Below are 24,429 nucleotides of genomic sequence, written 5' to 3' on the forward strand. Positions count from 1 at the left end.
GCACTCGGAGGCCCTTCCTTACCCCGGCCAGCACTCCAACATCAGATGTGACTGGCCGAAAGCGCGCAAGTTGCGTGCACCCCCTAGATAGGAGAACAGTGAAAGCCCAACACAGGGCACGCGCGCCGATCGCCGCAATAGCGGCGATAACGGTGGCTGCAAACCTGGCCTCAGGGACGGCTATGGCTGCCCCTCCACCCCCGAAACCATCAACACCTGCGGGCAACAACCCTCAGCCCCAGGCTTTGCCTGTCGGCCCGGCCACGGTCAACCTTGACCAGCGCACCGCAACCCTCGGCAAGAGCTGGAACAATTCCAGCGACCGTGCTTGGACCACCAGCAGCGATGCCGAGGGTTTCCATCTGCTGGTCGCTGACAAGAAGTCCGGTTACACCTGGCGCACGGCAGCGTCCCTGTCGGAGCCGGGTTTCGATGCCGACATGTGGATCGGCAATGCTTGTGTCACCGGTTCGGGTAAGCGTGCGGTGGTGGCGTATGCGCCGCGCACCTTCACCAACAAGCCCGAGTTGATGGCCCGTGGCGCATTCGCCGCCCTGGTCAACCTGGACACCGGCAAGGTCACCAAGCTCAGCCGGCAGGTCTCGCTGGCCTACTTCAGCCCCGGCTGCGGTCTGGGCGAGGAGGCGGTCTTCACTCAGCTGGGCGGCGAAAAGAAGAACGCCACCCGCCTGATCAAGGTCAACGCTGTTACCGCGCACCTGGGCGCTCCGATCGCGCTGAAGGGTGAGGTCACCTCCACGATCCCCGTCGGTGACGGGTTCGTGGCGGCCGACGGCGCCCGCCTGGTGAAGATCAGCAAGTCTGGGAAGCGGACCGCGCTGGCCCGCACCGGCCGGATCCCGTTCCTGCTCAAGGCCGACGCCCAGGGCGGCGTCACCTACATGGACCGCCCCGCCCCCACCGCCCGCACCGCGACCGCTCCTGGCGCGGGTAGTGCAGGGCAAGGTGAGGTCCGGCGGATCACCAGTGGCCAGATCACCCACCCGAATGCCAAGAAGACCCAGGCTGTGCTGCTGGCCTCGGGGCCGCTGGGCAATCTGGACCTGACCAGCGCCGCCGACGGCAAGGTGTTCGTCACCGGCCAGGGCAAGGCCGCTGGCAAGCTGCCTGCCAGTGTCCAGGTCCGCCCGGATGTCCCGCGGGATGCCACGGCCACCACCCGCGGCGAGGGCCTGGTTACCCGTACCGCCTGGGCCGACAGCAAGGACCCGCGCGGTATGGCGCGCCTGTCGGCCAACCAGCGCACCGCCAAGATCGGTCTGCGCACCCTGGGCACCGGCAAGGACTTCGAATTCCACGTCCTACCGGGCCAAAAGGGCGTAGCCCGCACCATCCAGGGCGGCCGGCTTTCCCCGGCTCTTCCTGCCCCGGCCAAGCCGTCGGGGAAGAAGACGCAGCTGCGGGCCGGCACGGTCGACGATGATCGGACCTGCGCGGTGCCGCGTAACGACCCGGCCAAGCAGGCGACGCAGCCCAAACCGCGGCAGGTGGAGTGGGCGGTGAACATGGCGGTCACCGGCAACCTCAACAGCAAGATCTACAGGGAAGCCAACTGGAAGAACCTGGGAATGCCCGCCTACCATCCCCAGGACGCGGACATGTTCCCGCTGAAGTCCCTGGCAGGCGGCGGCCGGGTTCCCATGCAGGTGATGCTCGGCATCACCGCGCAGGAATCCAACATGTGGCAGGCCTCCCGGGTCGTGGTGCCTGGCGTCACCGGCAACTCGCTGATCGGCAACTACTACGGCATCAAGTACGCCCCCGACGGACAGCAGGGCGACCCATGGGCGATCAACTGGGCTGACGCCGACTGCGGTTACGGCATCACCCAGGTCACCGACGGCATGCGCCTTCCCGGGAAGGAGAAGCCGGGCGAGACCGCCAAGTCCAGCAAGCAGCAGCAGGCGGTTGCGCTGGACTACACCGCCAACATCGCCGCCGGCGTCAACATCCTGATCGACAAGTGGAACCAGACCTACAACGCAGGCCTGAAGATCGACAACGCCGATCCGCAGTGGATGGAGACCTGGTACTTCGCCCTCTGGGCCTACAACTCCGGCTTCTACCCGGCAAGCGACGCCCCCAAGAACGCCGGAACCTGGGGACTCGGCTTCACCAACAACCCCGCCAACCCCCTGTGGAAGGCCAACCGGCCACCGTTCCTGTCCAACGCCGACGGCTCCAAGGACGACTACTCCCACGCCGCCCATCCCCAGGACTGGCCTTACCAGGAAAAGGTCCTCGGCTGGGCCGGGCACCCCTTGCAAGGGCTTGAGTCCCCCGGAACGATGGTGGTGGGATTCCGCCCGGCATGGTGGAACACGACCGGGAGCCGCGCCACGGTCCAGCCGCCGGAAAACCTGTTCTGCAACTTCGACAACGAGTGCGACCCCAGCAAGATCCGGGACGGCGACTCCAACGACCCCGGCATGGGAGCCTGCAACCGCACCGACCTCCACTGCTGGTGGCATCAACCCACGAGCTGGAAAAGCTGCACATCCAATGTGTGCGGACACGAAGTCTGGCGCTTCGACCCGCCGGCGAACTACCCCGAACAGGCCGACGGAACCGCCTACCCGCCCAACTGCACCACCAACGGCCTACCAGCAGGCGCGCTCATCGTCGATGACGTACCGGCCGGAACACCAATCCATCGAACAGGATGTACCATTCCTGGAACGTCAGATGGAACCTTCTCGCTCGACTATGGCTCAGAATCAGCCAAAATCGACCTGCACCAATTGGGCGCAGGCTATGGAGGCCACTTCTGGTTCGCCCATTCCCGAAATGAAGCCAATAATTACGGTAAGCTCCGCGTCACCGGCACCTGGAAGCTGAACAACCCTGTCACCAAGCCCCAGATGAAGGTTTTTGTTCACATTCCAGACCATGGCGCTCAGACGCTATCCGCACGTTATGAGGTGGCAACCCCAGGCGGCTGGCAAGAAGTCAAAATTCCGCAAGCCGCAAACCAGGCAAACAAATGGGTAGAGCTCGGAACTTTTTGGGCAAATGGCGTCACTCCGGCCGTTCGTCTTAGCAATTATAGCGACGCCGGAAATGGCGAGGATGATGTAGCCTTCGATGCGGTTGCATTTGCCCCCGGTACCTTCATGACCGTTCCACAGATTACGGTTCCCGATGGGGTGCCCAACAGCCCGGACCCCGACTATGATGGGCCGCGCCCCATTCCGGGATTCGGCACACTGCGCAGTGCAGCCGCCGATCAGAGGAACTGCCGTACGCAGTCGAATGGGCAGCAAGTGTGTATCACTGTGCGACCGAAGAAGCCTCGCCCAGGCTTGCGTACTTCGAGCGTCACAGGAGCAGAAGATATCTGCGCTGCCGTGAATGGCGGAGGCTACACCCGGTTCGAATCATGCGAACCTTATGATGTTCGCGCAGATTGGACGGGAACCCCGAACAGTGCCATCTTTGAGATTGATCGCACTGTGGCGATGAAATCTTCAAGCAGTGAATTCGTAGAGACGCTGAAAATTAGGCCTCTCAGCTTTACTGCTGGCCTGGAAGCCATCAGCCTGGATCTCGATAGCACATGCAGCAGCGAATGCGATACCCGTCGAACGACTGTCGGCGCGACCGTCTGGCTAACCTCAATGGACAAACATGAGGTGAGTGTCACGGAAACACACCAGTGGCGCCGCAAAGATGTTCAGAACGTCCGCGACTACATCGATTCCTACCAGACCTTCTCGTTGGACGCACTCGTTAATGGCGTGAAGACAAAGACAACCTCCGCGCGGATTGGGTCGTCCGAGCTGCAGATTCGCTGCGATTATGAAGCCCTAGGTTATGCCGGGTGTGTCTTCAACAAGTACGTTCCTAACCTGACTATCGACACCAAGGAATATCCCATCGCCGCAGCCTACTACTGGGTTCTTCAGGAGAAGCTGCAAGGCCACCCTGGTAGTATCAGGTACGACAAACCTGTCCACCGGATCGCGGACTCTAGTCGACACAAGGCCAACCGCGATCTCATGTGCGAACTGGCTGTAGCCGAATTCGACCCTTACCCAGGCAGGGGCACTGCCGGATTCCCCCTTCCCGAGATGCCTGACCCGTCATGCGATGAGTATCCATTCGCTGCGGTAAAAGAGAGTGGAGGAATGACTCTTCCGTCGGGCAAGTATTGCGTGCAGCTGGTCTCTCGGAAGGTCAATGGGCGGTGGAAGATCGACTTCGACCCAAGATATCCTCTGCCAAATGAAGTGAATGGCCTGTGGACCGCTGTCTGCGGCCGTGCCACCATACCCTTGGACCAGAACAAGAGTGCCGGTGGCGGCGTCGGCGGAATCGTCTCCAAGTCACGGGTCCTCGATGGCGACCCCTACTATGTACGTCTTCCCGAAGTAGAAAACTGCAGGGTCGATACAAGCTGTGTCATCGGCTAGCAAAGCCGGTGATGCGCTGGCAGCGTAACGGACTGTCTCAGTGAAATGATCAAGGGTGGGGCAGTATGCAGGCTGCCCCACCCTTCTCGATTCTCCATTCTACTATCTATGTAATTTTCGCTATAAAGCAAGGGTGAACGTGATTATGCATTCAATTATTTCCTCTTGGCGTCGCATAGAATCATGGCTTGAAGCAAACGCTCCCGAAGACTATTTCGCATTGATGCCACCAGCCAGGGATAGTGATCTGGAGGTGCTTGAAAATCAAGTTGGCTTTCCTCTGCACTCGCATGTCGCTGACCTACTTAGAGCCTGCAATGGAGTAGCTTCAAATACCGTTGGCGGCAACTTCTTCTTGAACGCTCGCCTCAATGACTCTTTGCGAATCGCTGATGAGTTCGCTTCCCATATCGCCATTGTTGATCAAATGTCCAGAGAGCATGACTCTTTTTATTTTGAATCAATGCGTCCGATATCAGGAATAGAATATTGGCTTCCAATAGCTCGCATGAATAGTGGAGCTGTCGTCTACATAAACCACCAACCTGGCGCCTCTTTTGGTGAGGTGGGTGAATTTTCGCCTCACATGGGGTTCGATGTCATCAAGTTGGCAGCAAGTCTGGCAGATTTGCTAGACGGTATGGCCAATTCTCTTGAGAATGGAGTACCCTTGCTTGGGCGAATGCCGTCTTTGCATGCTGGCAAAAGAGCTCTTCTCACGTGGAGTTGACGGACAAAGCTTGTTGCTAAAGGTTGTCTCGTATCTGTGTGATTAGGACAGGGGCCTGGCGTGGTGCAGGTGTTGTCAGCGGATGAAGCGCGGTGGATCGGTCCGTTCACCGGATTTTCGGTGCGCCGGTTCTGCAAACTGGTGCGGACGGTGACAGCGCGGAGCGATCTGCAGATCGCCGATGGCCAGCCGAGGTGCCTGTAGGCGTTGCCGCTGGCCGAACGGGCGCTGCTGGCAGTGGTGTACTGGCGCACCGACCTGACTTGCGGCAGGTTGGGCCGGTGTTCGGGATCTCACACTCGGCCTCGTGCCAGGTTGTGAACACCCTGGACCCGCTGCTTGTGCTGACCCAAGTTCGCCGCCGCGACCGCGATCGGATGATCATTGCGGACAGTACCTTTTTACCCTCTGTGAGAGCGGGCAGTGGCGGCGCATAGCAAGAGCAACTGAGCTTTTTTAGCAGGCGGTGGTCTCGCGGTTCTGTAGAACAAGGACGGCCTTGGTGAGTTGGCCGGCCTTCTAGGGGCAGCAGCGCAAGCTTGTGCAGGATGCGCCAGGACTTCAACTGCGCGTTGGCGCGCTCGCCCAGGCCGCGCAGCCGGACGTGGGAGCGGTTGGCGTCCTTTTGAGGATTGGGGCTTGCCCCGGCTCTTGTAGGGCGTGACCGTCTCCGGCTGGCCTTGATAGCCTTTGTCGGCCAGGGCCGGCAGCCCGGAAGGCTCAGCAGCCGCGGACCGTGTCGGCCGGCATGTACACGTCGGCGGCGTCGCTCTTGGCGCCCGGCACGCTGAGGTGTTCGCGGTAGCGGGCGGCCTGCAGTGAGTTAACCGCCGACACCGTGTAGCCGACCGCCTCCAGCGCTTGGTCATCGTCGGTGTCGCCGAGGTGCTCGGCGATCACCTGGTGCAACCGGGTCAGGGGCGAGCGCGACGAATCCAGCCCGACGCGGTAGAACAGCACCTGGACCCTTTGGTGGGGTCTGATTGTTCTTGGCTGTTCAACCCATTTACCTGGGGTTTCGCCGTGCTCAGAGTGAAACCAGTATCCTGGAATCAACCTGTGATTGCAGCCTGCTCCAATCAGGTTGCAAAAAGCTCAATCCGTACCAGGGTACATGATCGGCAGGTCAAACGAGTTTTGTGACTGTGGCCTGGCTGTCTCCGACGTGCTCGGTGCTGAGGACGCGGGTGCCCAAAAGAAGGGCGGCGGCGTCTTCGGCGGATTGTTGGGCCAGTTGGGGGAGCAGGCTGGTGTAGATGTCGGCGGCGATGGTGATCGAGGACAGCCGCAGGGTCTCTTGGACGACCTTCATGTCGTGTCCGGCCGCCAGCAGGATGGAGGCCGCGCCGTGGCGCAGGTCGTGCAGGCGGATCGAGGGCAGGCCGGCTTCCATGGACAGTTGCTCGAAGTCGTCGGTGATGTCGTTGGGCATGACCGGCTGGCCGGTCGGGGTGGTGAACACGAACCCCGTCTCGGTCCAGGCGTTCCCGGCGGCCAGGCGTTCGGCGTTCTGCCGGGCTTTGTGCGCGCGCAGTTCCTTGACGGTGGCGGTGTCCAGGCTGACGGTGGCCTCGCCGGCTTCGGACTTGGGTTTGCCCTGAGCGGTCTGTGTTCCGTTCTGGGTGATCTGCCAGCAGACATCGACGGTCTTGCCGGCCAGGTCCAGATCCTTCCAGCGCAGCCCGCACGCCTCCCCTCTGCGGAGGCCGCGGAACGCGATGAGGTGGTAGAGGGCGTAGAGGCGGTGGCCGCGGGCGCGCTGTAGGAAGATGCGGGTCAGAGCCGGGGTCCAGACCATGACCTTGGAGGGGCGGGGCGCGCCGATGTAGGCGTCCAGGCGGTTGACGTGCGGGCCGATGCGTTTGGCGGGTTCGAGCCGAATCTGGTGGCGTCGGGCGGCGTTCATGCGTTCGGTGTGGGCGATGAAATCGCGCTGCCATTGGGCGATGCGGTCTTCGGTCCACACCAGCGCCTTGGGTGCCTTGCCCGACGGCAGGTCAACCAGGGCGGCGACGTTGACCTCGATGAGGCGTTCCTTGATGGCCCTGTTGAGTGCGGCGCGAAGAGTGGCGCGGATGCGCTGCTTGGTGGCCGCGCTGATCAGGCGGCGGCCTTTGACCTTGGCCCGCAACTGCAGGTCGTCGGATTGGCGGGCCTGGATGATGGTCTGGTTGAGTTCGTCGATCTCCTCGAAGACCCGCTCGACGTGGTGTAGCCGCAGCCGGGCGAGCGGGACGTCGCCGATGATGGGCTTGTAGTACAGGCGGATGTGGTCGGCGTAGCTGTGCTTGGTGCTGTCGCGCAGGCTGCCGCGGCCCTTGAGCCAGCGGTCCAGGTACTCGCTCACGGTGTAGTCGTGGGTGAGGTCTTGGCCGGTGCCGACCTTGCGCCGTACTTCTCCGGGATCGGGGAGCGCCTTGGTCTTGCGGACGGTCGCGATGATCAGGTCGGCGATCTGGACTCTGGTGGCCTGGTCGGTGCCGGCGATGGCCAGGAGTTCCTTGGCTTTGCCCATCTCATCTTCGGCAGCGGTCTGGGTGGGAAAGCCCCTGCGGCGCAGCGGGTTGCGGCGTGTCCCGTCGCCGTTGGGCGGCAGCTCCAGCTGATAGCCCCAGGTGCCGTGGGTGGCGCTCCAGCGGCCGTCGGCGCGGTAGAGGTCGGGGCAGCGTTTGTACAGCAGCTTGCCCTCTTCATCGCGGCAGCCGCAGGCCTTGAAGGTGCTTCCGGTGGCGGCCATCTATTACTCCTTGTGTGTGTACGTCGGTGCGTGCGAGGTCGAGGTGTGCTGGTGCAGCACTTCGGGGCGGCAGGGGTATCGAGGCCGAGGTAGGTGCGCAGGTCGGCGGTGCGCACGCGGTAGTGGTGGCCGATGCGCAGTATTCGGCAGGGGAACTGGCCGGTGCGGGCGAGCTGGTAGGCGCGGGTGCGTCCGATGCCGAGTGCGCGTGCGGCGGTGACCAGGTCGGTGAGGGCGGGCAGCTGTCGGATGTCGGTCTCGCTCAGTCCGCGCGTCACGCGCCGCCTCCGTCCGGGCAGGCCCCGCCGAGGATCTTCATGAGCAGGACGTGGGCAGGGGCGGTGGGGTCGAGCGGCCCGGCGAGGTCGCCGATCCACAGCTGCTTGCCGTAGTGGTGCAGGAGCGCGGCGACGTTCCAGAGGCAGGAGCCGCCGAACGTGCGGGTGGTGATCTTGGTGATGATGACGGCATCGAAGATGGGGATGGTGAGCGCGTCGAGCAGGGCGCGGGCCTGGGGGCGCTGTCCCCAGGGGTCGCGGTGGAAGCGGGACCGGCCTTCGGGCTCGAGGTCGTAGTACCGGATGACGACCTGCCCGCCGCGCGGTTCGATCAGCTCGCGGGCGGTCAGGCTGTCCTGCCATTCCTGCATGCGGAAGGTGGTGCCGGTGGCGGACAGGGCCGGGGCGTGTCCGTAGAGGGCGAACCGGGTGGGCATGGCCGGGGTGTTGCCGGTGGTGTGCGTGGGCTGCAGGGACATGGTGGCGGCTCCTTGTGGTGCGGTTGCGCAGGACGGGCAGCGGCGCGGGCCGCGCCGGTGAGTCGTGGAGACTCCTCCGGCGCGACCACGCGCGACGTGTTCCTGCGGGTGCCGGTCACCGGCCGCCCGGTGGCGGGCCGGTAACCGCCCGCCGTGCCGGGTCCCGGTCCGGGCCGGTGGTGTCGGACCCGGCGGGGCGGTGGCGACGGGACCGGTATCGGCGCTCACCTCGTTCGGCCAGGTCAAGCCTGCAGGGCTGGAGCGGCTCGACGACGTGGACGGTGATGGGCGAGGTGATGTGCTGCGGTCGGCCAGGCGGTGAGGTCAGGTGCCAGCGGTCGCCGCACCGGTAGGCGCGCAGCTTGGGGCCGGGCGCGGCGATCCTCGCGGCTGGTCAGGTAGCGGGCGCGTCCGCACCGGCCTCAGGTTGCCGAGCTGGAGCCAGGCCAGCAGTTCGGTGACGCGGTCGCGGCGGCCTGCGCGGTCGGGTGCATGGGCGGTGAGGGCGGGCCGCGTCATCGCCGGCCGCCGTTCAGGTCGGTGGCGCGCTGGAAGACCAGGAGGCCTTCGTGGGCGGTGGCGCAGGCGGGCAGGCCATGTTCGCGGGCCCGGCGGGTCTCCAACATCTGGAAGAACGAGGCCCGGTTGACCAGCTGCCCATCACGCACTCCGGCCAGCAGCCGCGGCCAGCCGGTCCGTGAGCACCAGCCCCGCCTGCTGGGCGGTGTCGGTGACCAGGCCGGGCAGGTCGATCAGCTCGCCCTTGACCCGGATCGGGCGGACGGTGACCGCGACCACCCCGAAGGGCCGCAGCAGGATCGCCGACCTGGCCAGGATCTGTCCGAACCCTTCCAGCAGCCCGTCCAGGTTCTGGTGGGCGAGGTCGCCGCGGTCGGTGGAGTAGCGGTGGTCCCACTTGTCGACCTTCCCGCCGCCGCTCTTGGCGCCGACCCGCACATGCCCGTGAGTGGAAGTCCCGTACGGGGGCGAGGTGAGAACCAGGGCGGCCTCGCCACATCGTTCAGGGAATACTCCGGTGGATGCCGCGGGCATCGCCCCAGACCACCAGCCTGGTCCCGGTGGCGCCCTGGCAGCGGGCGCGGGAAAGGTTGCCCGAGGCCAGCAACGCGAAATCGTGCTCGTGCTCCATCCCGATCGCGTCGCGGCCCTGGTGGACGGCTTCGACCAGGGTGGTGCCGATCCCGCACACGGGGTCGACGACCAGTTCCCCAGGGCGGGTGAACGCCTTGATGACCTGGGCGGCGATGGCGGGCAGCATCTTGGCGGGGTGGCGCATCGACTCGGCGTTGTAGCGGTCCTTGCGTTGGGTGCGTGAGGGCTGCTGGCCGGTGGCCAGCACCGACGGCAACCACTGGTCGTCGCCGTTGTGTCCGGGGTGCTGGTTCATCGGGCGTCTCCATCCCGGGCGGTGGCGGGCTTGGTGAACAGGCACACGTCGGCGTGCACCATCGCGATGGGCGGCAGGGCGCGCGAGCCCACGTCGCGCAGTTCAACGCGGCGAACTCGCGGTCGGCGATCGTTCTGCCCTACCGTCTGCGCGGTGCGAGTCCCGCCTCGAAGGCGATGATCGCCAGGTGGACGCGGTCCCGGGCCTCGAGCTTGGCGAACAGGCGCGCGACATGGGTCTTCGCCGTCGCCGCGCTGATCACCAGCCGCTCGGCTATCTCGGTGTTCGACAGTCCCTGTCCGACCAGTGCCAGCACCTCGCGCTCCCGGCCGGTGATCTCCGCGAGGAGAGGCGGGTCCGCGGCGGGTCCGGGGGCCGGGGGGCCGGACGTTCCGGCGAAGTCCGCGATCAGCCGCCGGGTCACGCTCGGCGCGATCAGCGCGTCGCCGGCCGCCACCACGCGGATCGCGTCCAGGAGCGCGTCCAGGGCCATGCTCTTGAGCAGGAATCCGCTGGCCCCGGCGCGCAGTGCGCCGTAGACGTACTCGTCGTCATCGAAGGTCGTCAGCACCAGCACCTTGGGCGGGTCCGGCTCGGCGGTCGCCTGCCGGGTCGCCTCGATCCCGTCCATGCCCGGCATCCGGACGTCCATCACCACGACGTCCGGGCGCAGCTCGCGCACCAGGCGCACCGCCTCGCGGCCGTCGTGGGCCTCGCCGGCCACCTCCAGGTCGTCGGTGTCGCCGATCAGGATCGCGAGCCCGACCAGCAGCAGCGGCTGGTCGTCGACCAGCAGCACCCGCACGCTCATGCCGGGAGCCTCGCCGTCACCCGGAACCCGCCCTCCGGACGCCGGCCGGCGCTGAACTGGCCGGACAGCAACGTCACCCGCTCGCGCATGCCGAGCAGGCCGAAGCCGCTCCCGCCGGCCGCGGTGGGCCTCCGGCGGCCCGGCCCGGCGAGGCCGTCGTCCCCGTCGTCCACCACCTCGATCGTCACTCCTTTCGGCTCGTAACCGACCGCGACCCGGCACGTCCGCGCCCCGGAATGCCGCACCACGTTCGTCACCGACTCCTGGATGATCCGGAACGCCGACAGTTCGATCTCCGGCGGCAGCGGACGCCGCTCGCCCCGCCAGGTCACGTGGACCCGCACCCCGGCGTCGGCCGTGCGTTCGGCGAGCCGCGGGACGTCGGCCAGGCCGCCGGCCGGCGCCAGCGGAGCGGCCTGCGGCATGGCGTCGTCCGGCTCGGCACGGCGCAGCGCCCCGAGCATGCGCTGCAGCTCGAGCAGCGTCTCCCGGCCGGTGGTCTCGATGCCGGTCAGCGCCTGCCGTGCCTGCTCGGGCCTGGTCTGGACGACCCGTGCCGCCGCTCCCGACAGCACCGTGATGATCCCGATGCTGTGCGCGACGCTGTCGTGCAGTTCGCGGGCGATCCGCAGCCGCTCGGTCAGGACGGCGCGGGCCGCCCTCTGCTCGTCCAGGGCTTCGAGGTATTCGCGGCGTTTGCGGTACACCCCTCCGAAGACCCACGCGACCGCGAACCCCAGCGCGAGCCCCCCGGCGAACTGGACCGCGTCGCTGACGGTCTCCCCGGGGACGTGGGTGACGTTGACGAACGCGGCCGCGACGGCCGCGACGGAGCCGGCGGCGGCGGCCTTCGGCCGCCGGACGGCGAGGTACCCACCCAAGGCGACGAGCAGGACGAACACGATGGAGGGCCGCGCGCCGAAGAAGTCGCCGAGGACCGCCTCGCCCAGGACCGCCGCGAAGACCGCCGCCGGCAGACGGCGCACGAGCAGGACCGGAAGGGCGAGCACGAAGAAGAGCCCGGTCCGGGAGGCCGGCATCGTCCAGGCGAGCATCAGCGCGTAGAAGCAGGCGGTGGCCAGCACCACGGCCTGAGCCGTCAGCCAGGCCACGCACTTCGATGTCGAGAGTCGCTGGAGGAGCCCTTCCATGCGGAGATCGTATTCAGCGGCGCCGGCTCCGCGCGTCGTCCCGGGGATGTACGCCGGTACGCCGCTGGGCCGATGGCCTGGGGATACGGTGCCATCCACCGGCCGACGCGGCGGGCGGCGTTCCGTTCCTAGGTTCGCGGACATGACGAACGCACCATTGATCGAACTTCGCGACACGACGAAGAAATACGACGACGGCCCGCCCGCGCTGGCCGGTGTGACCTTGTCCGTGGCGGCCGGTGAGTGCGTGGCGATCCTCGGCCATTCCGGCAGCGGGAAGTCCACGCTGCTGAACCTGATCGCAGGTCTGGACAGGCCCTCCAGCGGCACCGTGACCGTCGGCGGCACCCGCGTCGACCGGCTCGGTGAGGCCGGGTCGGCGAAGTACCGCCGGGCCTCGATCGGCATGATCTTCCAGTTCTTCAACCTGCTCGACGACCTGACCGTGCTGGACAACGTCCTGGTTCCGGCGCAGTTGGCCGGGATGGGCAAGGGCGAAGCGAAGCAGCGGGCCGTCGAACTGCTCGGCTCGCTGGGCATCGACCGGCACGCCAAGGCCTATCCGCAACGCCTGTCCGGCGGGCAACGGCAGCGGGTGGCGGTGGCCAGGGCCTTGATGAACAAGCCAGCGCTGCTGCTGGCCGACGAGCCGACCGGCGCGCTGGACTCGAGCTCGGCCGAGGACGTGCGCCGGCTGCTGCTGGATCTGAACAGTGAGGGGCAGACCATCCTGCTGGTCACCCACGATGTGCGGCTGGCCGCGAGCACCGCGCGCCGCACGATCGAGTTGGTGGACGGCGCGGTCGAGCGGGACGTCGTCAACGACGGCAGCAGTGCCGGCATGCCGCTGACCCGTCCGGCGGGAGCGGCCGGATGACGCCGCGCAAGCCGCCGATGCCCCGGCGCCTCTTCGAGGCCGGATCCCGCCCGCTGCCGGCGGTGAGCCGGTGAGCGCCTTGGGCAAGGTCGTACGCTCCGGCGTGGGCCGGCGCCGGGTCCAGTCCCTCGTCATGGCCCTGACGACGTTCGCCGCGGTGACGTCCTCGGTACTCTCCCTCGGCCTGCTGACCGTCGTGCAGGCCCCGTTCGAGCACGCTTTCAAAGCCCGGAACGGCGCGCACCTGGCGGTCCAGTTCGACAGCTCGAAGGTCACGGCCGTGCAGGCCGCCGCCACCGCTCACGCCGCCGGCGTCGCCGACGCGGCCGGACCGTATCCGATCGCCGCCGCCCTGGACACGACCATCGGCACGGACTGCCCCGAGAAGGATCTCGCCGGGCAGGACAACGGCCCGATCACCGTCACCACCCGGCCCGACCTGGGCGGCACCTCCGGGATGGACCGGCTGGCGCTGACCCAGGGGCGCTGGCCGGCCGGCCCGGGCGAGATCGCCCTGCCGTGGCAGCACTATGCCGCCGGCTGCTTCGGCGGTTCGGTGGTGTTCTCCTCCCTGCCGGGCAAGCCGTCGTTCAAGGTCGTCGGCTTCGCCGGCTCGGTGACCGACAGCGCGACCGCCTTCGCCACCGCCGACGGTTTCGCGCGGCTTACCGCCGCCGGCGCCAGGTCCGACGAGCAGATGCTCTACCGGTTCGCCAAGGCCGGGACCGATGCCGACATCGCCACCGGCAAGCAGGCGGTGGCCGCCGCCGCGCCGGCCGGCGCGGTCCAGAGCGGCCAGTCGTACCTGACCGCGGAGCAGCAGGCGACCGGGAACGCCAAGGCCTACGTGCCGTTCCTGATCGCCTTCGGGTTCCTCGGGCTGTTCCTGGCGGTGCTGATCATCTCGATCGTGGTCAGCGGGGCGGTGGCCTCGGGAATCCGGCGCATCGGGATTGTGAAGTCGTTGGGCTTCACCCCTTCGCAGGTGGCCCGCGCCTACGCCGCGCAGGCCATGATCCCTGCGACGCTCGGCGTGGTGCTCGGCACGGTTTCCGGCAACCTCCTGGCCGTGCCGATCCTGGACGGGGCCGCCGGGCAGCTCGGCGCGGCCGGTGCCACGATTCCGTTGTGGGTCAGCGCCGCGGTGCCGCTGGGCACCCTGCTGGTCGTCGGCGTCACGGCGGTGATCCCGGCACTGCGGGCCGGCCGGATGCCGACGGTGCGGGCTCTGGTCGCCGGCCGCGCCCCCAAGGCCGGGGGCGGTCGGACGGCGCAGCGGCTGGCCTCGCGGCTGCCGCTGCCCCGGGCCGTGTCGCTGGGCCTGGCCCAGCCGTTCGCCCGGCCGGCCCGGACCGTACTGGTCGGCGCGGCGGTGCTGTTCGGCGTGGTGAGCGCCACGTTCGCAGTAGGGCTGGAGTCCGGGTTCAACCGGTACCTGGACACCAGTACCTCGGGCTTCAACGTCGCGTCGAAGCTCGTGATCCCCACAGCCGCCGTAGGCGTGCCCTGGGACCGCTACGGCCCCAACGATCCGCGCGCCCCGCACCTGGACGCCGCCAAGGTGGCCGCCGCGCTCGCCGGAATCCCTGGCACGAAGACCACGTTCGGCTGGGGCGACAGCGGCGCGACCATGGTCGGCGCCCCGACCGGCGGCGAACCGGCGAAGGTGTTCACGGTCACCGGCGACTTCTCCTGGACGAACATGGAGCTGCTGTCCGGCCGCTGGTATGCGGCGCCCGGCGAGGCCGTGGTCGGCGACAAGCTGGCCTCGGCGGCGGGGATCCATGTCGGTGACGACGTCACCGTGGTGCAGCGGAACAAGCGACTGTCGCTGAAGGTGGTCGGCGTCAACTTCGACACCAACCAGGGCGACTACACGGTCATGACGGATGCGGCCGCCTTCACCGCCGCCGGCCTGACCCCGCGCATCGACCAGTTCAACGTCGAGCTGGCCTCGAACGTCAGCGGATCGGACTGGTCCGCCTCGGCCGCCGCCGCGCTGACCCCGCTGAACGCCTCGGTCCAGTCGAACTCGGGGGCGGGCAAGAACATCATCGTGATCACCATGGGCGCCCTGGTGGCCACGCTCACGCTGATGATGATGGCGGTCGCCGCGCTCGGCGTGCTGAGCATGGTCGTGCAGGACACCCGGGAGCGGGTTCATGATCTGGGGATCTTCAAGGCCCTCGGGATGACCCCCGGGCAGACCATGGCGATGGTGCTGGCCTCGGTGGCGCTCACCGGCCTGATCGCCGGGCTGGTCGGGGTCCCGCTCGGGGTCGCGATGGAGCAGGCGACGCTGACCCCGATGGGGCACGCGATCGGCCGGCACCTGCCGCCGAGCGTGTCCCACGTCTACACCGCCGGGCTGCTCGTCCCCCTGCTGGCCGGCGGGATCGTGATCGCCCTGCTCGGGGCACTGCCGCCGGCCGGCTGGGCGGCACGGACCCGGACCGCCACCGCGCTGCGGACCGAGTAGGACGAGCAGAGCCGCCGGTCGCCGCGGCAAAAGCGGTGCCGGGCACTGCACGGCGCGGTGAGAACGCCAGTGCCGGCCTCCCGGTCGATGCCCTCGGGAGGCCGGCATTCCGGCGTTTTCCCTCGGCACAAAGCGTGCGAGGCACCTGACACGAACCCCCATCGGCGGTAGCGGCACGCATGCCCGATCGCCGCGGTTCCCACGCGACCCACTCATAGGCCGGCTGGCCTGCGTCGGAGCGGCACGGCCCCCACTGCGGCATCCAAGGGGAGCGTGCCGTGGTGCTGCCGGTACCGGGCGGGCGACATGCCGTAGGCCTCGCGGAAGACCCGCCCGAAGTACGTCGGGTCGGTCAGTCCCCATTTCGCGCCGATCGCGTGGACGGGGCACCCCGCCAAGGCGGGATCGGCCAGGTCGCGGCGGCACCGCTCCAGCCGCTCGGCCCGGATCCAGGCGGAGACGCTGAGGTCCTCGGCCTCGAACAGCCGGTGCAGGTACCGCAGGGACACGCGCTGGGCTTCGGCGACCGCCCTCGGCGACAGCTCGGGGTCGGCCAGCTCCCTCAGGACGAACGCCTTGATCCGCTGCAGCAGGGTCTGCTGCGGCGCGGAGATCCGCCCGTCGAGGTGTCCCGCGAGCAGTCCGTGGACCAGATCCAGCGTGCTGCCTTCCAGCCGCGCACGATCGACCGCCGTCAGGGATTCCGCCTGCTCCACGACGGCGTGGGCGTGGGCGAGCAGAACCGCGCCCATGCCCTGCCCCAGGTCCAGGCTCGTGCACAGCAGCCGGTCCAGCGAGCGGTGCAGCGGCTTCAGGGCGGCGCGCCCGATCTCGATGAGCAGCACGTCGGTGTGGTCGTCGCCGGTATGCCAGCCGTTGAAGGGGTGGGAGCTGCTCAGCAGCGCCCCTTCGCCACCGCTCAGCGAGGCATGCCGGCCCTCGGAGACGAGATGTGTCCGTCCGGAGGCCGGGTGGAGAAGGGTGAGCACCTCCGGGTCACTGCTGCGGACCAGTTGTGGTGATCGCCAGCTGCGCAGAGGCGGGTGCCGCAACCGCGAGATCTGGACCGACCCGCACGCGACGTTGCGCACCGAAGCCACAAAATCGTTCTCGAAAGGGCTGGTCGTCTTGCACGGAAGGTATTGCCGAGCACAGGTGTCGGCCCACAGATCGAACCTCTCGGGAGGCGCCACCGAAAGTGTCGTAAAGTCAAGAACAGCCATCGCCCGTCCTGCCCCCAGCAACTCGACGGCACAGCACCGCACCAAACTTACGCAAGTCAATACCTTCTTAAACTCATGCGAGTCAAGGTGTTCATGCTCTCCGTCAGGACTTCACCCGTCGGCGCACGGGAGCCGACGAACAGGGACGGGCACTGCGCTCCGCCCCCAGGCCACCACACGTGCGAAACGGCGGGACGCAGTCGGCGCCACGCACGAATCGCCAACGGTGACGCTCATGCGCCTACCTCTATGTCCTCGTTATCAGCATGGGCCGGCCACCATTTCTGGAGATCGGGCAGTGTCACACCCTGCTATCCGAGAAGTTCATTCAGTAGTCGATCGGCAGGTAGGGAATCACTGCCCGGACGGGCCCGCTCACGATGGGCGGTTCTGCGTGAGAAGAAAGCAGGCGATTCGGGCGGGTGCACTGACGGACGATGCCTGTGCGCGCGGAGCACAGGCACCGGCACCCGAATATGGCGACGATTGCGGCGAATACCCGGCATCACCCATTGCCGGGCCCGAACCACTCACACCCATGGAGTGATCGCGCATGAAGGTCGCCATCAAGTTCGCCGCCGTCGCCGCCGCGGCCGCCGCCCTCACCGGCGCGGTCGCCGCGCCCGCGCAGGCCGCCACGGTGAACAGCGTCCTCGGCTACACCTGCTCCTTCGGCACCCTGCCGAACCTGTCGAACGAGAACGCCCTGATCAGCTTCAGGGGCACGTTCGACGACACCGCCCAGGTAGACGTCGCCACCAATCCGGTGGACGTCACCAGCCAGTTCTCCTTCAGCCAGAGCACCAGCAACGGCCTGGCCGCCGTCGGCGCGTCCTCCGTCCAGTTCTCCGGCACGGTCAAGCTCGACGTCGTCCAGCCGACCAGGACGGTCCCCCTCTACCTGGGCCACTCCTTCCCCGCCCAGACAGTGACCTCAGGTCAGGTACTCACGCAGAGTGCCGCCTCGTACATCCCCGCCCTCACCTTCCACACCGCCGGCACCGTCGAGTACCGCCTGTCCACCATCTCCCTCACCGCCACTCTCAAGAACTCGTCTGGTGCGACCATCGGCACCTCGGCGGTCACCTGCACCCGCAAGCCCGCCCAGAACAACCTGGTGACCACCACGGTCGTGTCCTGACCCCATTGACGCGAAGGGCCCCGGCTTTCGCCGGGGCCCTTCGGCGTTCAGCAGGCCGCCCTTCTGGATTCGGCGACACGCTAACCGGCATTCGTGCGGACGGATCGTTCCGGTCTACGTCGAGGCGGTGCGGCCGCCCGTCAGCCCGCCGCTGTGGAAAGCGCGTGGTGCTGCCGGTACCGGGCGGGCGCCATGCCGCAGGGCTCACGGAAGATCCGCCCGAAACGCGTCGGGTCGGTCAGCCCCAATTTGGCGCCGATCGCGCGGACGGGGCGCCCGGCCAAATCGCGGCGGCACCACTCCACGAACCCGGTCCGGATCCGATCGAGGGCACCACCGAGAAATCTGAAAAGCCAGGAACAGCCGTCCCGCCGCACCTCAGCAACTTGACGGCGCAGCACCGTATCGAGCTCATTTGAATCAAAGTGCTTACCCCCTCGCTCGAGATTCGTCCGTCAGCGCATGGAAAACAACGGCCAGGGGCGGGCACCACGCTCCGCTTCCAGATCACTACACACCTGGCGCAGTGGGCTGCGATGAGACGGAATCACATACGAATCTTCAGCGCCGATGTATGCGCGACCGGGGAGCCGACCTCGTTAGCAGCCCGGCCCAGCCGCCATTCCCGGAGATCGCAGGTGAGTCGAACGGATGCGCTGACAGACGATGCCTGTGCGCGCGGAGCACAGGCGCCGCCCACCTGAATATAGGGACAATCGCGGCGAATGCCCAGCATTACCCCTTGCCGGGTCGGAACCGCTCAAACATCTCGAAGGGTCCCTGGATGAAGTCCGTCATCAAGTACGCCGCTTTCGTCATGGCCGCGACCGCCGCCCTCACCGGTACGGTCGCCGTGCCCGCACAGGCCGCGACGGTGAACAAGGTCCTCACCTACAGCTGCTCCTTCGGCCTCTTCCCGAACCTGTCGAACGAGAACGCCCTGATCAGCTTCGCCGGCACGTTCGACGACACCGCCCAGGTGAACGTCGGCACCACGCCGGTGGACATCACCACGGCGTTGTCCTTCTTCCAGAGCACCGCCACCGGCCTGGCCGCCGCCGGCGTCTCCTCCATCCAGATCGACGGCTCGATCAGGCTCAACGTCACCCAGCCGAACGGCACCACGGTCCCCCTCTATCTCAGCCACTCCTTCCCCCAGAGGCCCGTGTCCTCGGGCACCATCTTCTCGATGACCGACGACACGAGGCTGATCTCCCTCTACTTCCGCAGCGCCGGCACCGCCGAGTACCGCCTGTCCAACCTCGCCTTCACCGCCACTCTCAAGAACTCGTCCGGTGCGACTCTCGGCACCTCCGAGGTCACCTGCACCGTCAAGCCCAACCAGGACAACCTGGTCACCACCACGGTCGTGTCCTGACCTCACTGACGCGAAGGGCCCCGGCGAACGCCGGGGCCCTTCGGCGTTCCGCCCCGCGTCAGCGCGGGTCGACGGGGGCGAGGCGGTAGGCGCCCCCGTGGGTGACGACGCGGCCCGCGGCGGGCGGGGCGAAGTGGGTGCCGAGGACGAGCGTGCCGGTGTCGGCGAGCGAGGCGAGCAGCGCGCGGCGCGTGGCCTCGGACTGCCGCGGGTCGATGTCGACGAGAACGCGCAGGCCGGCAGCACGGTCGCCGCGCGCCTGGCGGAGGCCGGCGCGGTCCTGCCGGGCAAGACGCACACGCACGAGTTCGCCTACAGCCTGACCACCCCGCAGACCGGCAACGCCTGGGACCGGGGCCGGAACGCCGGCGGGTCCGCCGTCGCCGTCGCCGCGGGCATGGCGGCCTTCGCGGTCGGCACCGACACGGGCGGGTCGATCCGGGCGCCGGCCGCGCTCAACGGCGTCGTCGGCCTGAAGCCGACCTACGGGCTCGTCCCGCGGCACGGCGTGACGTCGCTGTCCTGGCCGCGTTGGCCGCCCCCGCCGCGGACCACCGGCCGGGCGGGGACGCCTGCCTCGCGGGGCTGCGCGCCGGCGTGCCGCGCAACCACTACTTCGACCGCGTCGACCCGGAGGTGGCGGCCGCCTTCTGGCGGCTGGAGGCCCTCGGCGCCCGGCTCGTCGAGATCGACGTCCCGATGACCTGCTATGTCCAGGCCGCCCAGTGGGGGCTGATGATGCCCACGCTGATGCGGCGGGAGTGGGCCCGCCTGTTCCAGGAGGTCAACGTGATCGCCGCCCCGGCCGTCCCGGTGACGGCCCTTGATGCCGTCTCCGACGCCTACGTGCGCCTGTCATCCCCCGCCGATATCACCGGCTTCCCGGCCCTGTCCCTGCCGGTCGGTCACGACGCGGCCGGCATGCCGATCGGCATACAGCTGCTCGGTGGTTCCGGTAGGGCGTGGTGACGGGTGACGGCAACTTTTATCCGTAGGTCGGGGGTTCGAGTCCCACGCGACCCGCCATTCTCGGCATGGGCGTTCGCGGAGCACTGCGAGCGCCCGGTGTCGTTTCCGGGGTGCTTCGCGTGCTGAGGGGCGGCTCCGGGTCTCTCAGTCCAGGGGCAGCGGGCGGCGCGGCACGGGCGCGGTGTGGATGAGGGACGTCGTCGTGTGGCCGTAGGGGGTGAACAGGTCCAGGATCGGTTCGAGCTCGTCGACGGCCCGCAGGTGCATCGTGAAGTAGAAGCAGTCGTCGCCGGTCATCCGGTAGCACTCGACGATCTGCGGGACCTCCTGGGCGATCTTGGAGATGCGCTGGAGCTCCCGGACCGCCGGGCGGATGCGGACCATCACCGTGACCGGGAAGCCGAGGGCCCGCGGGTCGACTTCGGCGCGGTAGCCGGTGATCACCCCGGACTCCTCCAGCCGCTGCACCCGGTCGGCCACCGCGGGGGCCGACAGCGCGACCCGGCGGCCCAGCTCGGCGAAGCTCACCCTGGCGTCGTCCTGCAGCTCGGTGAGGATGCGAAGGTCGAGGGCGTCGATCCCCTTGGGTTCGTAGGTCCGCTCGGGCCTGATCCTTCGATTCGCCATTCCTCCAAATTACGGGCCGGACGACGATGGCGGCATGCCGATCACCGGCCCCCGCGCCGCCCTCGCCGCGGCGCCTCCCTGGTCCTTCTTCATCGGGGGCGCCCTCTTCCACTACCTCGGCCCGGCCTTCGCCGTGCTCCTGTTCGCCAGGCTCGCCCCGCTCGGGGTCGCGGCGCTGAGGATCTGGAGCGCCGCGCTCGTGCTCGCGCTCTGGCGCCGCCCCTGGCGGACCCTCGCCCGGCTCGATGCCGGGGGGCGCCGCACGGTCGTCGCCTGGGGCGCGGTGCTCGCGGCTATGAACGCCTGCTTCTACCTGGCGATCGCCCGCGTGCCGCTGGGGACCGTCGCCGCGATCGAGTTCCTGCCGGTCATCGTGCTGGCGGCGCTCGGCGCCCGCACGGCGCGTAACCTCGCGGCGCTTCTGGCGGCCGCCGGCGGCGTCTACACGCTGACCGGCGTCAGGCCGGCCGGGGATCCGCCGGGCCTGGTGTTCGCCTTCGCCAACGCGGTGCTGTTCGCCGCCTACATCGTGCTGGCCCACCGCACGGCCCGGCGGCTGGGCGGCGTCGACGGCCTCGCCGCCGCCATGCTCGTCGCCTGCGTGCTGGTCGTGCCGGTGGCCGCCCGGCAGGCCGCCCCCACGCTGCTGGACCCCGCCGTCCTCGCCGCGGGGACCGGGGTGGGGATCTGCTCGTCGGTGATCCCGTACGTGTGCGACCAGCTCGCCATGGCACGCATGCCCCGGTCCACGTACGCGCTGATGGTGGCGCTGCTCCCGGCCACGGCGACGGTGATCGGCGTCGGGGTGCTCCGGCAGGTCCCCTCGCCCGCCGAGCTCGCCGGCGTGGGGCTCGTGGCGCTCTCGGTCGCGCTCCACCGACGGCCCGGGCCGCGGTGAATCACTCGCTCACACAGGAAAGGCAGGACGACATGCACTACACGAGGCTGGGCTCGTCGGGACTGCGGGTCTCCCGGATCTGCCTGGGCATGATGACGTACGGCGACCCCGATTCGCTGGAATGGCTGCTGGGCGAGGACGCGGCCGAGCCGATCGTGCGCCGCGCGGTCGAGGCCGGCGTGACGTTCTTCGACACCGCCGACATGTACTCCGGCGGCGTCAGCGAGGAGATCACCGGACGGCTGCTCAGGAAGCTGTTCGCGCGCCGCGACGACTACGTCCTCGCCACGAAGGTGTACTTCCCGACGGGTCCGGGCCCGAACGACCGGGGACTGTCCCGCAAGCACGTGCTGGCCGCCATCGACGCCTCGCTGACCCGGCTCGGCACCGACCACGTCGACCTCTACCAGATCCACCGCTGGGACCCTGAGACGCCGATCGAGGAGACCATGGAGGCCCTGCACGACGTGGTGCGGGCCGGCAAGGCGCGCTACATCGGGGCCTCCAGCATGTACGCCTGGCAGTTCACCAAGGCGCAGCACATCGCCGAGGCGGCCGGCTGGACCAGGTTCGTGTCGATGCAGAACCACTACAACCTCGTCTACCGGGAGGAGGAGCGGGAGATGGTCCCGCTCTGCCTGGACCAGGGGGTGGGCGTCATCCCGTGGAGCCCGCTGGCGCGCGGGCTGCTCACCGGGAGCCGCCACCGCGGCAGCCGGCCGAGCACGGTCCGGTCCGGCAGCGACCGGCTGGCCCACGCCATGTACGAGGACGCGGACTTCGACATCGTCGACGCGGTGCGCGCGGTCGCCGCCGAACGCGGCCTGCCTCCGGCGCAGCTCGCGCTCGCGTGGCTGCTCGGCAGGCCGGGGGTGAGCGCGCCGATCGTCGGGGCGAGCAAGGTGGGCCATCTGGACGACGCGATCGCGGCGGTGGAGGTGTCCCTGTCCGAGGAGGAGACGGCCCGGCTGGAGGCCCCCTACCGGCCGCACCGGATCATCGGGCACTCCTGAGCGAAATCGCCTCTTCCCTTGAGCGCTCTCCTTCGGGAGAGGGAAGGGAGGACGCCATTTCCAGCGCCGGGCCTCGGCCCGCCCCGCGTCCCATGCGGGCGCGGAGCGGGCCGGCGGGACGGACCGGTCAGGCCTTGGCCATCGCCGTCACGGTGAAGACGTCGCCGCACACCTCGGGGCGGTCGGTGCGCAGGGTGAGCGGCTCGGTCCGGCCCGGCGGGTAGATCTTCAGCAGGTCGGGGACGGGCCAGCAGGGCTTGTCCGAGACGCCCTTGTTCGCGGTGTGCAGGACGGCGGTGGCGCTGCCGCCCGGGGCGAGCCGGACCGTCTGGCCCTGGGCGCCCTCGTGCGTCGCGGGCCTGCCGATCGTGCTGCCGTCGCGGCGGATCAGCGAGACCCCCGGGTAGCCGAACAGCGTGCACGCCGTCGAGCCCGTGTTGGTGAGCCGCAGCGTGAAGTACAGGTTGCCCGCCGCCGCGTCGCCGTTCGCGAGGCTGGGCCTGAGGTGCACGGACGCGCAGCGCTCCGTGCCTCCGGCCTGAGGGGCGCGGGAGGTGGCCGGCGTTCCGCCGCCGGCGCTCTGCGAGGGCGGCGCCGCCGGTGGGCTGTCGACCGGACCGGCCGGTGTGGAGGCGCTGCTGCCCGCCGTGGCGTTGCCGCCGGACGTGCCGCCGTCGCAGGCCGACAGCCCGAGCACGGCCGCCACGGACACCGCGGGGAGCACGAACCGCAGGGAACCTTGCGCCGTGGCGTTACTTAGCTTGTTGAACATTCCCCTTACATGCTCACCGCGGCTTTTCCCCAACCATTTTTGCCATGTGAACAACTCCTCAAAACTCCAGCCCCTTTCGCACGAACAAAACCCGGCTCAGATGCGTCATCCCTCCTAGGGGCGGCGCACCGGGCTCGGCGCCGCCGCCCTGGTGGCCGCGTCGCGCGGTCCGCGGCAAGGGGACGGCCGTTGTGCTGCAAATGGCACCCCGCAGGAAGAATGAATGATGCCTTCGGCATAGGCCGTGCTGTCGCGCACCGGGAATGATCAGGCGCCTGAATGCCGAAGCCTTACCGCCACCGGCCCCCTGAACGGCTTCCCGGGTTCCCGGTCCTCGCCGGCCCAGCGTCAATCGCCGTTCTCCTTGATCGCCGCCTCCACGAGGGCGCGCGCGGCCCAGGTGATGGTCTCCTGCTCGGCTCGGGGGCCCAGGCCGCGGACGTCGCGCAGGGCGATCTGCGCCTCCCAGCCGACCACGACGGTCAGGGCCGAGATCAGGCGCTGGAACGCCTCCTCGTCCAGGGTGCCGCGAAGCGGTTCGCATGCCTGCTCCAGCCAGCCGACCCGCCGGGGGTTGCGGCGCGGGGCGGCCGCCTCCCGGGCGTCGTCGGCCGGCGGGTCGACGGTCAGCCGGATCAGCCGGCGGCCCAAGGGGAGTGATTGCGGCGAGTGCGCCAGCAGGGTCCGGATGAGGGCGTCCACCCGGGCCGCGGGGTCGCCGGCGAGCGCGGGATCGGCCAGCGCCTGCTCGACCGGAGGCTCGTTGAGCGCGCCGGCGGTCGCGTCGATCAGCAGGTGATCCAGGGTCGGGAAGTAGGTGTACACCGTGCGGCGGGACACGTCGGCGGCGGCCGCGATCTCGTCGATGGACGGCGTCGTCCCGCCGGCGCTCAGCCGCACCGCCGCGTCGACGATCGCCTTGCGGGTGCGGCGGCGCTGCGCCTCGCGCCCGCCGCGGCGGGCCGGATCGTCAGTGGTCATCGCGCTCCTCGGTCCGGTCGACGGCCGTCTTGACGGCCGTCCCT

General features: G+C 68.6%; 22 protein-coding genes and 3 pseudogenes. 10 read left to right on the forward strand and 15 right to left on the reverse strand.

Annotated features, from left to right (window positions below):
- The first annotated feature begins 98 nt into the window (after positions 1–98).
- Together ACRB68_RS12880 and ACRB68_RS12885 are read left to right on the forward strand one after the other, a co-directional pair.
- The gene (locus ACRB68_RS12880) at positions 99–4,433 is read left to right on the forward strand and encodes a golvesin C-terminal-like domain-containing protein (protein ID WP_153532743.1); all 4,335 of its coding nucleotides are present in this window, start codon (positions 99–101) and stop codon (positions 4,431–4,433) included.
- A gap of 133 nt (positions 4,434–4,566) precedes the next feature.
- Positions 4,567–5,163, forward strand: a complete 597-nt coding sequence (locus ACRB68_RS12885; protein WP_153532744.1) for an SMI1/KNR4 family protein — start codon at positions 4,567–4,569, stop codon at positions 5,161–5,163.
- A gap of 519 nt (positions 5,164–5,682) precedes the next feature.
- Here ACRB68_RS12885 and ACRB68_RS12890 read toward each other — a convergent pair.
- From ACRB68_RS12890 to ACRB68_RS12925, 10 genes and pseudogenes are all read right to left on the reverse strand, one after another.
- Positions 5,683–5,894, reverse strand: a pseudogene (locus tag ACRB68_RS12890) (transposase family protein); the annotation flags it as partial.
- Positions 5,884–6,123: a hypothetical protein gene (locus ACRB68_RS40145; protein WP_194293402.1), complete on the reverse strand. Its 240-nt coding sequence runs from the start codon at positions 6,121–6,123 to the stop codon at positions 5,884–5,886. The pseudogene ACRB68_RS12890 and the gene ACRB68_RS40145, both read right to left, overlap by 11 nt.
- Before the next feature lie 166 nt (positions 6,124–6,289).
- Positions 6,290–7,900 (reverse strand): tyrosine-type recombinase/integrase, encoded by a 1,611-nt coding sequence (locus ACRB68_RS41190; RefSeq protein ID WP_153532745.1) that lies wholly within the window; start codon positions 7,898–7,900, stop codon positions 6,290–6,292.
- A gap of 98 nt (positions 7,901–7,998) precedes the next feature.
- A pseudogene (locus ACRB68_RS41195) lies at positions 7,999–8,277 on the reverse strand (helix-turn-helix domain-containing protein); the annotation flags it as partial.
- Complete coding sequence (locus ACRB68_RS41200) at positions 8,175–8,657, reverse strand: recombinase family protein (protein WP_235959371.1); 483 nt, start codon at positions 8,655–8,657, stop codon at positions 8,175–8,177. The pseudogene ACRB68_RS41195 and the gene ACRB68_RS41200, both read right to left, overlap by 103 nt.
- A 515-nt stretch (positions 8,658–9,172) precedes the next feature.
- Positions 9,173–9,325 (reverse strand): hypothetical protein, encoded by a 153-nt coding sequence (locus ACRB68_RS12905; RefSeq protein WP_153532746.1) that lies wholly within the window; start codon positions 9,323–9,325, stop codon positions 9,173–9,175.
- A complete protein-coding gene (locus tag ACRB68_RS12910) occupies positions 9,318–9,614 on the reverse strand; it encodes a hypothetical protein (protein ID WP_153532747.1) in 297 nt (98 codons plus the stop codon). The genes ACRB68_RS12905 and ACRB68_RS12910 overlap by 8 nt, the downstream gene beginning before the upstream one ends.
- 64 nt (positions 9,615–9,678) lie before the next feature.
- Complete coding sequence (locus ACRB68_RS12915) at positions 9,679–10,065, reverse strand: DNA methyltransferase (RefSeq protein ID WP_153532748.1); 387 nt, start codon at positions 10,063–10,065, stop codon at positions 9,679–9,681.
- 139 nt (positions 10,066–10,204) lie between these two features.
- Entirely contained in the window at positions 10,205–10,876 is a 672-nt protein-coding gene (locus ACRB68_RS12920; RefSeq protein WP_153532749.1) for a response regulator, read from the reverse strand.
- Entirely contained in the window at positions 10,873–12,027 is a 1,155-nt protein-coding gene (locus tag ACRB68_RS12925; RefSeq protein ID WP_153532750.1) for a sensor histidine kinase, read from the reverse strand. Before ACRB68_RS12925 ends, ACRB68_RS12920 begins: the two co-directional genes overlap by 4 nt.
- A 142-nt stretch (positions 12,028–12,169) precedes the next feature.
- Between ACRB68_RS12925 and ACRB68_RS12930 the strand changes: the two genes are divergently transcribed.
- Together ACRB68_RS12930 and ACRB68_RS12935 are read left to right on the forward strand one after the other, a co-directional pair.
- Positions 12,170–12,904: an ABC transporter ATP-binding protein gene (locus ACRB68_RS12930; RefSeq protein WP_153532751.1), complete on the forward strand. Its 735-nt coding sequence runs from the start codon at positions 12,170–12,172 to the stop codon at positions 12,902–12,904.
- 70 nt (positions 12,905–12,974) lie between these two features.
- Complete coding sequence (locus ACRB68_RS12935) at positions 12,975–15,383, forward strand: ABC transporter permease (protein WP_207709677.1); 2,409 nt, start codon at positions 12,975–12,977, stop codon at positions 15,381–15,383.
- A gap of 212 nt (positions 15,384–15,595) precedes the next feature.
- Here ACRB68_RS12935 and ACRB68_RS12940 read toward each other — a convergent pair whose 3' ends face one another.
- The gene (locus ACRB68_RS12940; RefSeq protein WP_153532752.1) at positions 15,596–16,606 is read right to left on the reverse strand and encodes an AraC-like ligand-binding domain-containing protein; all 1,011 of its coding nucleotides are present in this window, start codon (positions 16,604–16,606) and stop codon (positions 15,596–15,598) included.
- Between the two features lie 553 nt (positions 16,607–17,159).
- Here ACRB68_RS12940 and ACRB68_RS12945 point away from each other — a divergent pair.
- Both ACRB68_RS12945 and ACRB68_RS12950 read left to right on the forward strand, forming a co-directional pair.
- The gene (locus ACRB68_RS12945) at positions 17,160–17,747 is read left to right on the forward strand and encodes a DUF6801 domain-containing protein (protein ID WP_153532753.1); all 588 of its coding nucleotides are present in this window, start codon (positions 17,160–17,162) and stop codon (positions 17,745–17,747) included.
- 784 nt (positions 17,748–18,531) lie between these two features.
- Complete coding sequence (locus tag ACRB68_RS12950) at positions 18,532–19,125, forward strand: DUF6801 domain-containing protein (protein WP_153532754.1); 594 nt, start codon at positions 18,532–18,534, stop codon at positions 19,123–19,125.
- Positions 19,126–19,183: 58 nt separating this feature from the next.
- On the opposite strand, the gene ACRB68_RS12955 is transcribed toward ACRB68_RS12950, so the two are convergent.
- The gene (locus ACRB68_RS12955) at positions 19,184–19,429 is read right to left on the reverse strand and encodes a hypothetical protein (RefSeq protein ID WP_235959838.1); all 246 of its coding nucleotides are present in this window, start codon (positions 19,427–19,429) and stop codon (positions 19,184–19,186) included.
- Here ACRB68_RS12955 and ACRB68_RS41205 point away from each other — a divergent pair.
- Positions 19,406–19,585, forward strand: a pseudogene (locus ACRB68_RS41205) (amidase family protein); the annotation flags it as partial. The gene ACRB68_RS12955 and the pseudogene ACRB68_RS41205 sit on opposite strands and share 24 nt — an antisense overlap.
- Before the next feature lie 71 nt (positions 19,586–19,656).
- A complete protein-coding gene (locus ACRB68_RS41210; protein WP_235959372.1) occupies positions 19,657–20,094 on the forward strand; it encodes an amidase family protein in 438 nt (145 codons plus the stop codon).
- A 144-nt stretch (positions 20,095–20,238) separates the two neighbouring features.
- On the opposite strand, the gene ACRB68_RS12965 is transcribed toward ACRB68_RS41210, so the two are convergent.
- On the reverse strand, positions 20,239–20,721 hold the full coding sequence (locus ACRB68_RS12965) for an Lrp/AsnC family transcriptional regulator (RefSeq protein ID WP_153532755.1): 483 nt from the start codon (positions 20,719–20,721) through the stop codon (positions 20,239–20,241).
- Between the two features lie 34 nt (positions 20,722–20,755).
- Between ACRB68_RS12965 and ACRB68_RS12970 the strand changes: the two genes are divergently transcribed.
- Both ACRB68_RS12970 and ACRB68_RS12975 read left to right on the forward strand, forming a co-directional pair.
- Positions 20,756–21,619, forward strand: a complete 864-nt coding sequence (locus ACRB68_RS12970; RefSeq protein ID WP_153532756.1) for an EamA family transporter — start codon at positions 20,756–20,758, stop codon at positions 21,617–21,619.
- A 32-nt stretch (positions 21,620–21,651) separates the two neighbouring features.
- Entirely contained in the window at positions 21,652–22,632 is a 981-nt protein-coding gene (locus ACRB68_RS12975) for an aldo/keto reductase (RefSeq protein ID WP_153532757.1), read from the forward strand.
- Positions 22,633–22,759: 127 nt separating this feature from the next.
- Here the strand turns inward: ACRB68_RS12975 and ACRB68_RS12980 are convergent, their stop codons facing one another.
- Together ACRB68_RS12980 and ACRB68_RS12985 are read right to left on the reverse strand one after the other, a co-directional pair.
- Entirely contained in the window at positions 22,760–23,356 is a 597-nt protein-coding gene (locus ACRB68_RS12980; protein ID WP_194293295.1) for a DUF4232 domain-containing protein, read from the reverse strand.
- A gap of 396 nt (positions 23,357–23,752) precedes the next feature.
- Entirely contained in the window at positions 23,753–24,385 is a 633-nt protein-coding gene (locus ACRB68_RS12985) for a TetR/AcrR family transcriptional regulator (RefSeq protein WP_194293296.1), read from the reverse strand.
- Positions 24,386–24,429: the final 44 nt, after the last annotated feature.

It is taken from the genome of Actinomadura macrotermitis, from assembly GCF_009604375.1.
In the GTDB taxonomy this organism is placed as follows: domain Bacteria; phylum Actinomycetota; class Actinomycetes; order Streptosporangiales; family Streptosporangiaceae; genus Spirillospora; species Spirillospora macrotermitis.

Coding starts and splice junctions, on each gene's coding strand:
- ACRB68_RS12965 (WP_153532755.1), bottom strand. CDS start 20,721: ATGGCGAATCGAAGGATCAGGCCCGAGCGGACCTACGAACCCAAGGGG.
- ACRB68_RS12945 (WP_153532753.1), top strand. CDS start 17,160: ATGAAGGTCGCCATCAAGTTCGCCGCCGTCGCCGCCGCGGCCGCCGCC.
- ACRB68_RS12970 (WP_153532756.1), top strand. CDS start 20,756: ATGCCGATCACCGGCCCCCGCGCCGCCCTCGCCGCGGCGCCTCCCTGG.
- ACRB68_RS12940 (WP_153532752.1), bottom strand. CDS start 16,606: ATGGCTGTTCTTGACTTTACGACACTTTCGGTGGCGCCTCCCGAGAGG.
- ACRB68_RS12925 (WP_153532750.1), bottom strand. CDS start 12,027: ATGGAAGGGCTCCTCCAGCGACTCTCGACATCGAAGTGCGTGGCCTGG.
- ACRB68_RS12930 (WP_153532751.1), top strand. CDS start 12,170: ATGACGAACGCACCATTGATCGAACTTCGCGACACGACGAAGAAATAC.
- ACRB68_RS12915 (WP_153532748.1), bottom strand. CDS start 10,065: ATGAACCAGCACCCCGGACACAACGGCGACGACCAGTGGTTGCCGTCG.
- ACRB68_RS12950 (WP_153532754.1), top strand. CDS start 18,532: ATGAAGTCCGTCATCAAGTACGCCGCTTTCGTCATGGCCGCGACCGCC.
- ACRB68_RS12975 (WP_153532757.1), top strand. CDS start 21,652: ATGCACTACACGAGGCTGGGCTCGTCGGGACTGCGGGTCTCCCGGATC.
- ACRB68_RS12920 (WP_153532749.1), bottom strand. CDS start 10,876: ATGAGCGTGCGGGTGCTGCTGGTCGACGACCAGCCGCTGCTGCTGGTC.
- ACRB68_RS12985 (WP_194293296.1), bottom strand. CDS start 24,385: ATGACCACTGACGATCCGGCCCGCCGCGGCGGGCGCGAGGCGCAGCGC.
- ACRB68_RS41190 (WP_153532745.1), bottom strand. CDS start 7,900: ATGGCCGCCACCGGAAGCACCTTCAAGGCCTGCGGCTGCCGCGATGAA.
- ACRB68_RS41200 (WP_235959371.1), bottom strand. CDS start 8,657: ATGTCCCTGCAGCCCACGCACACCACCGGCAACACCCCGGCCATGCCC.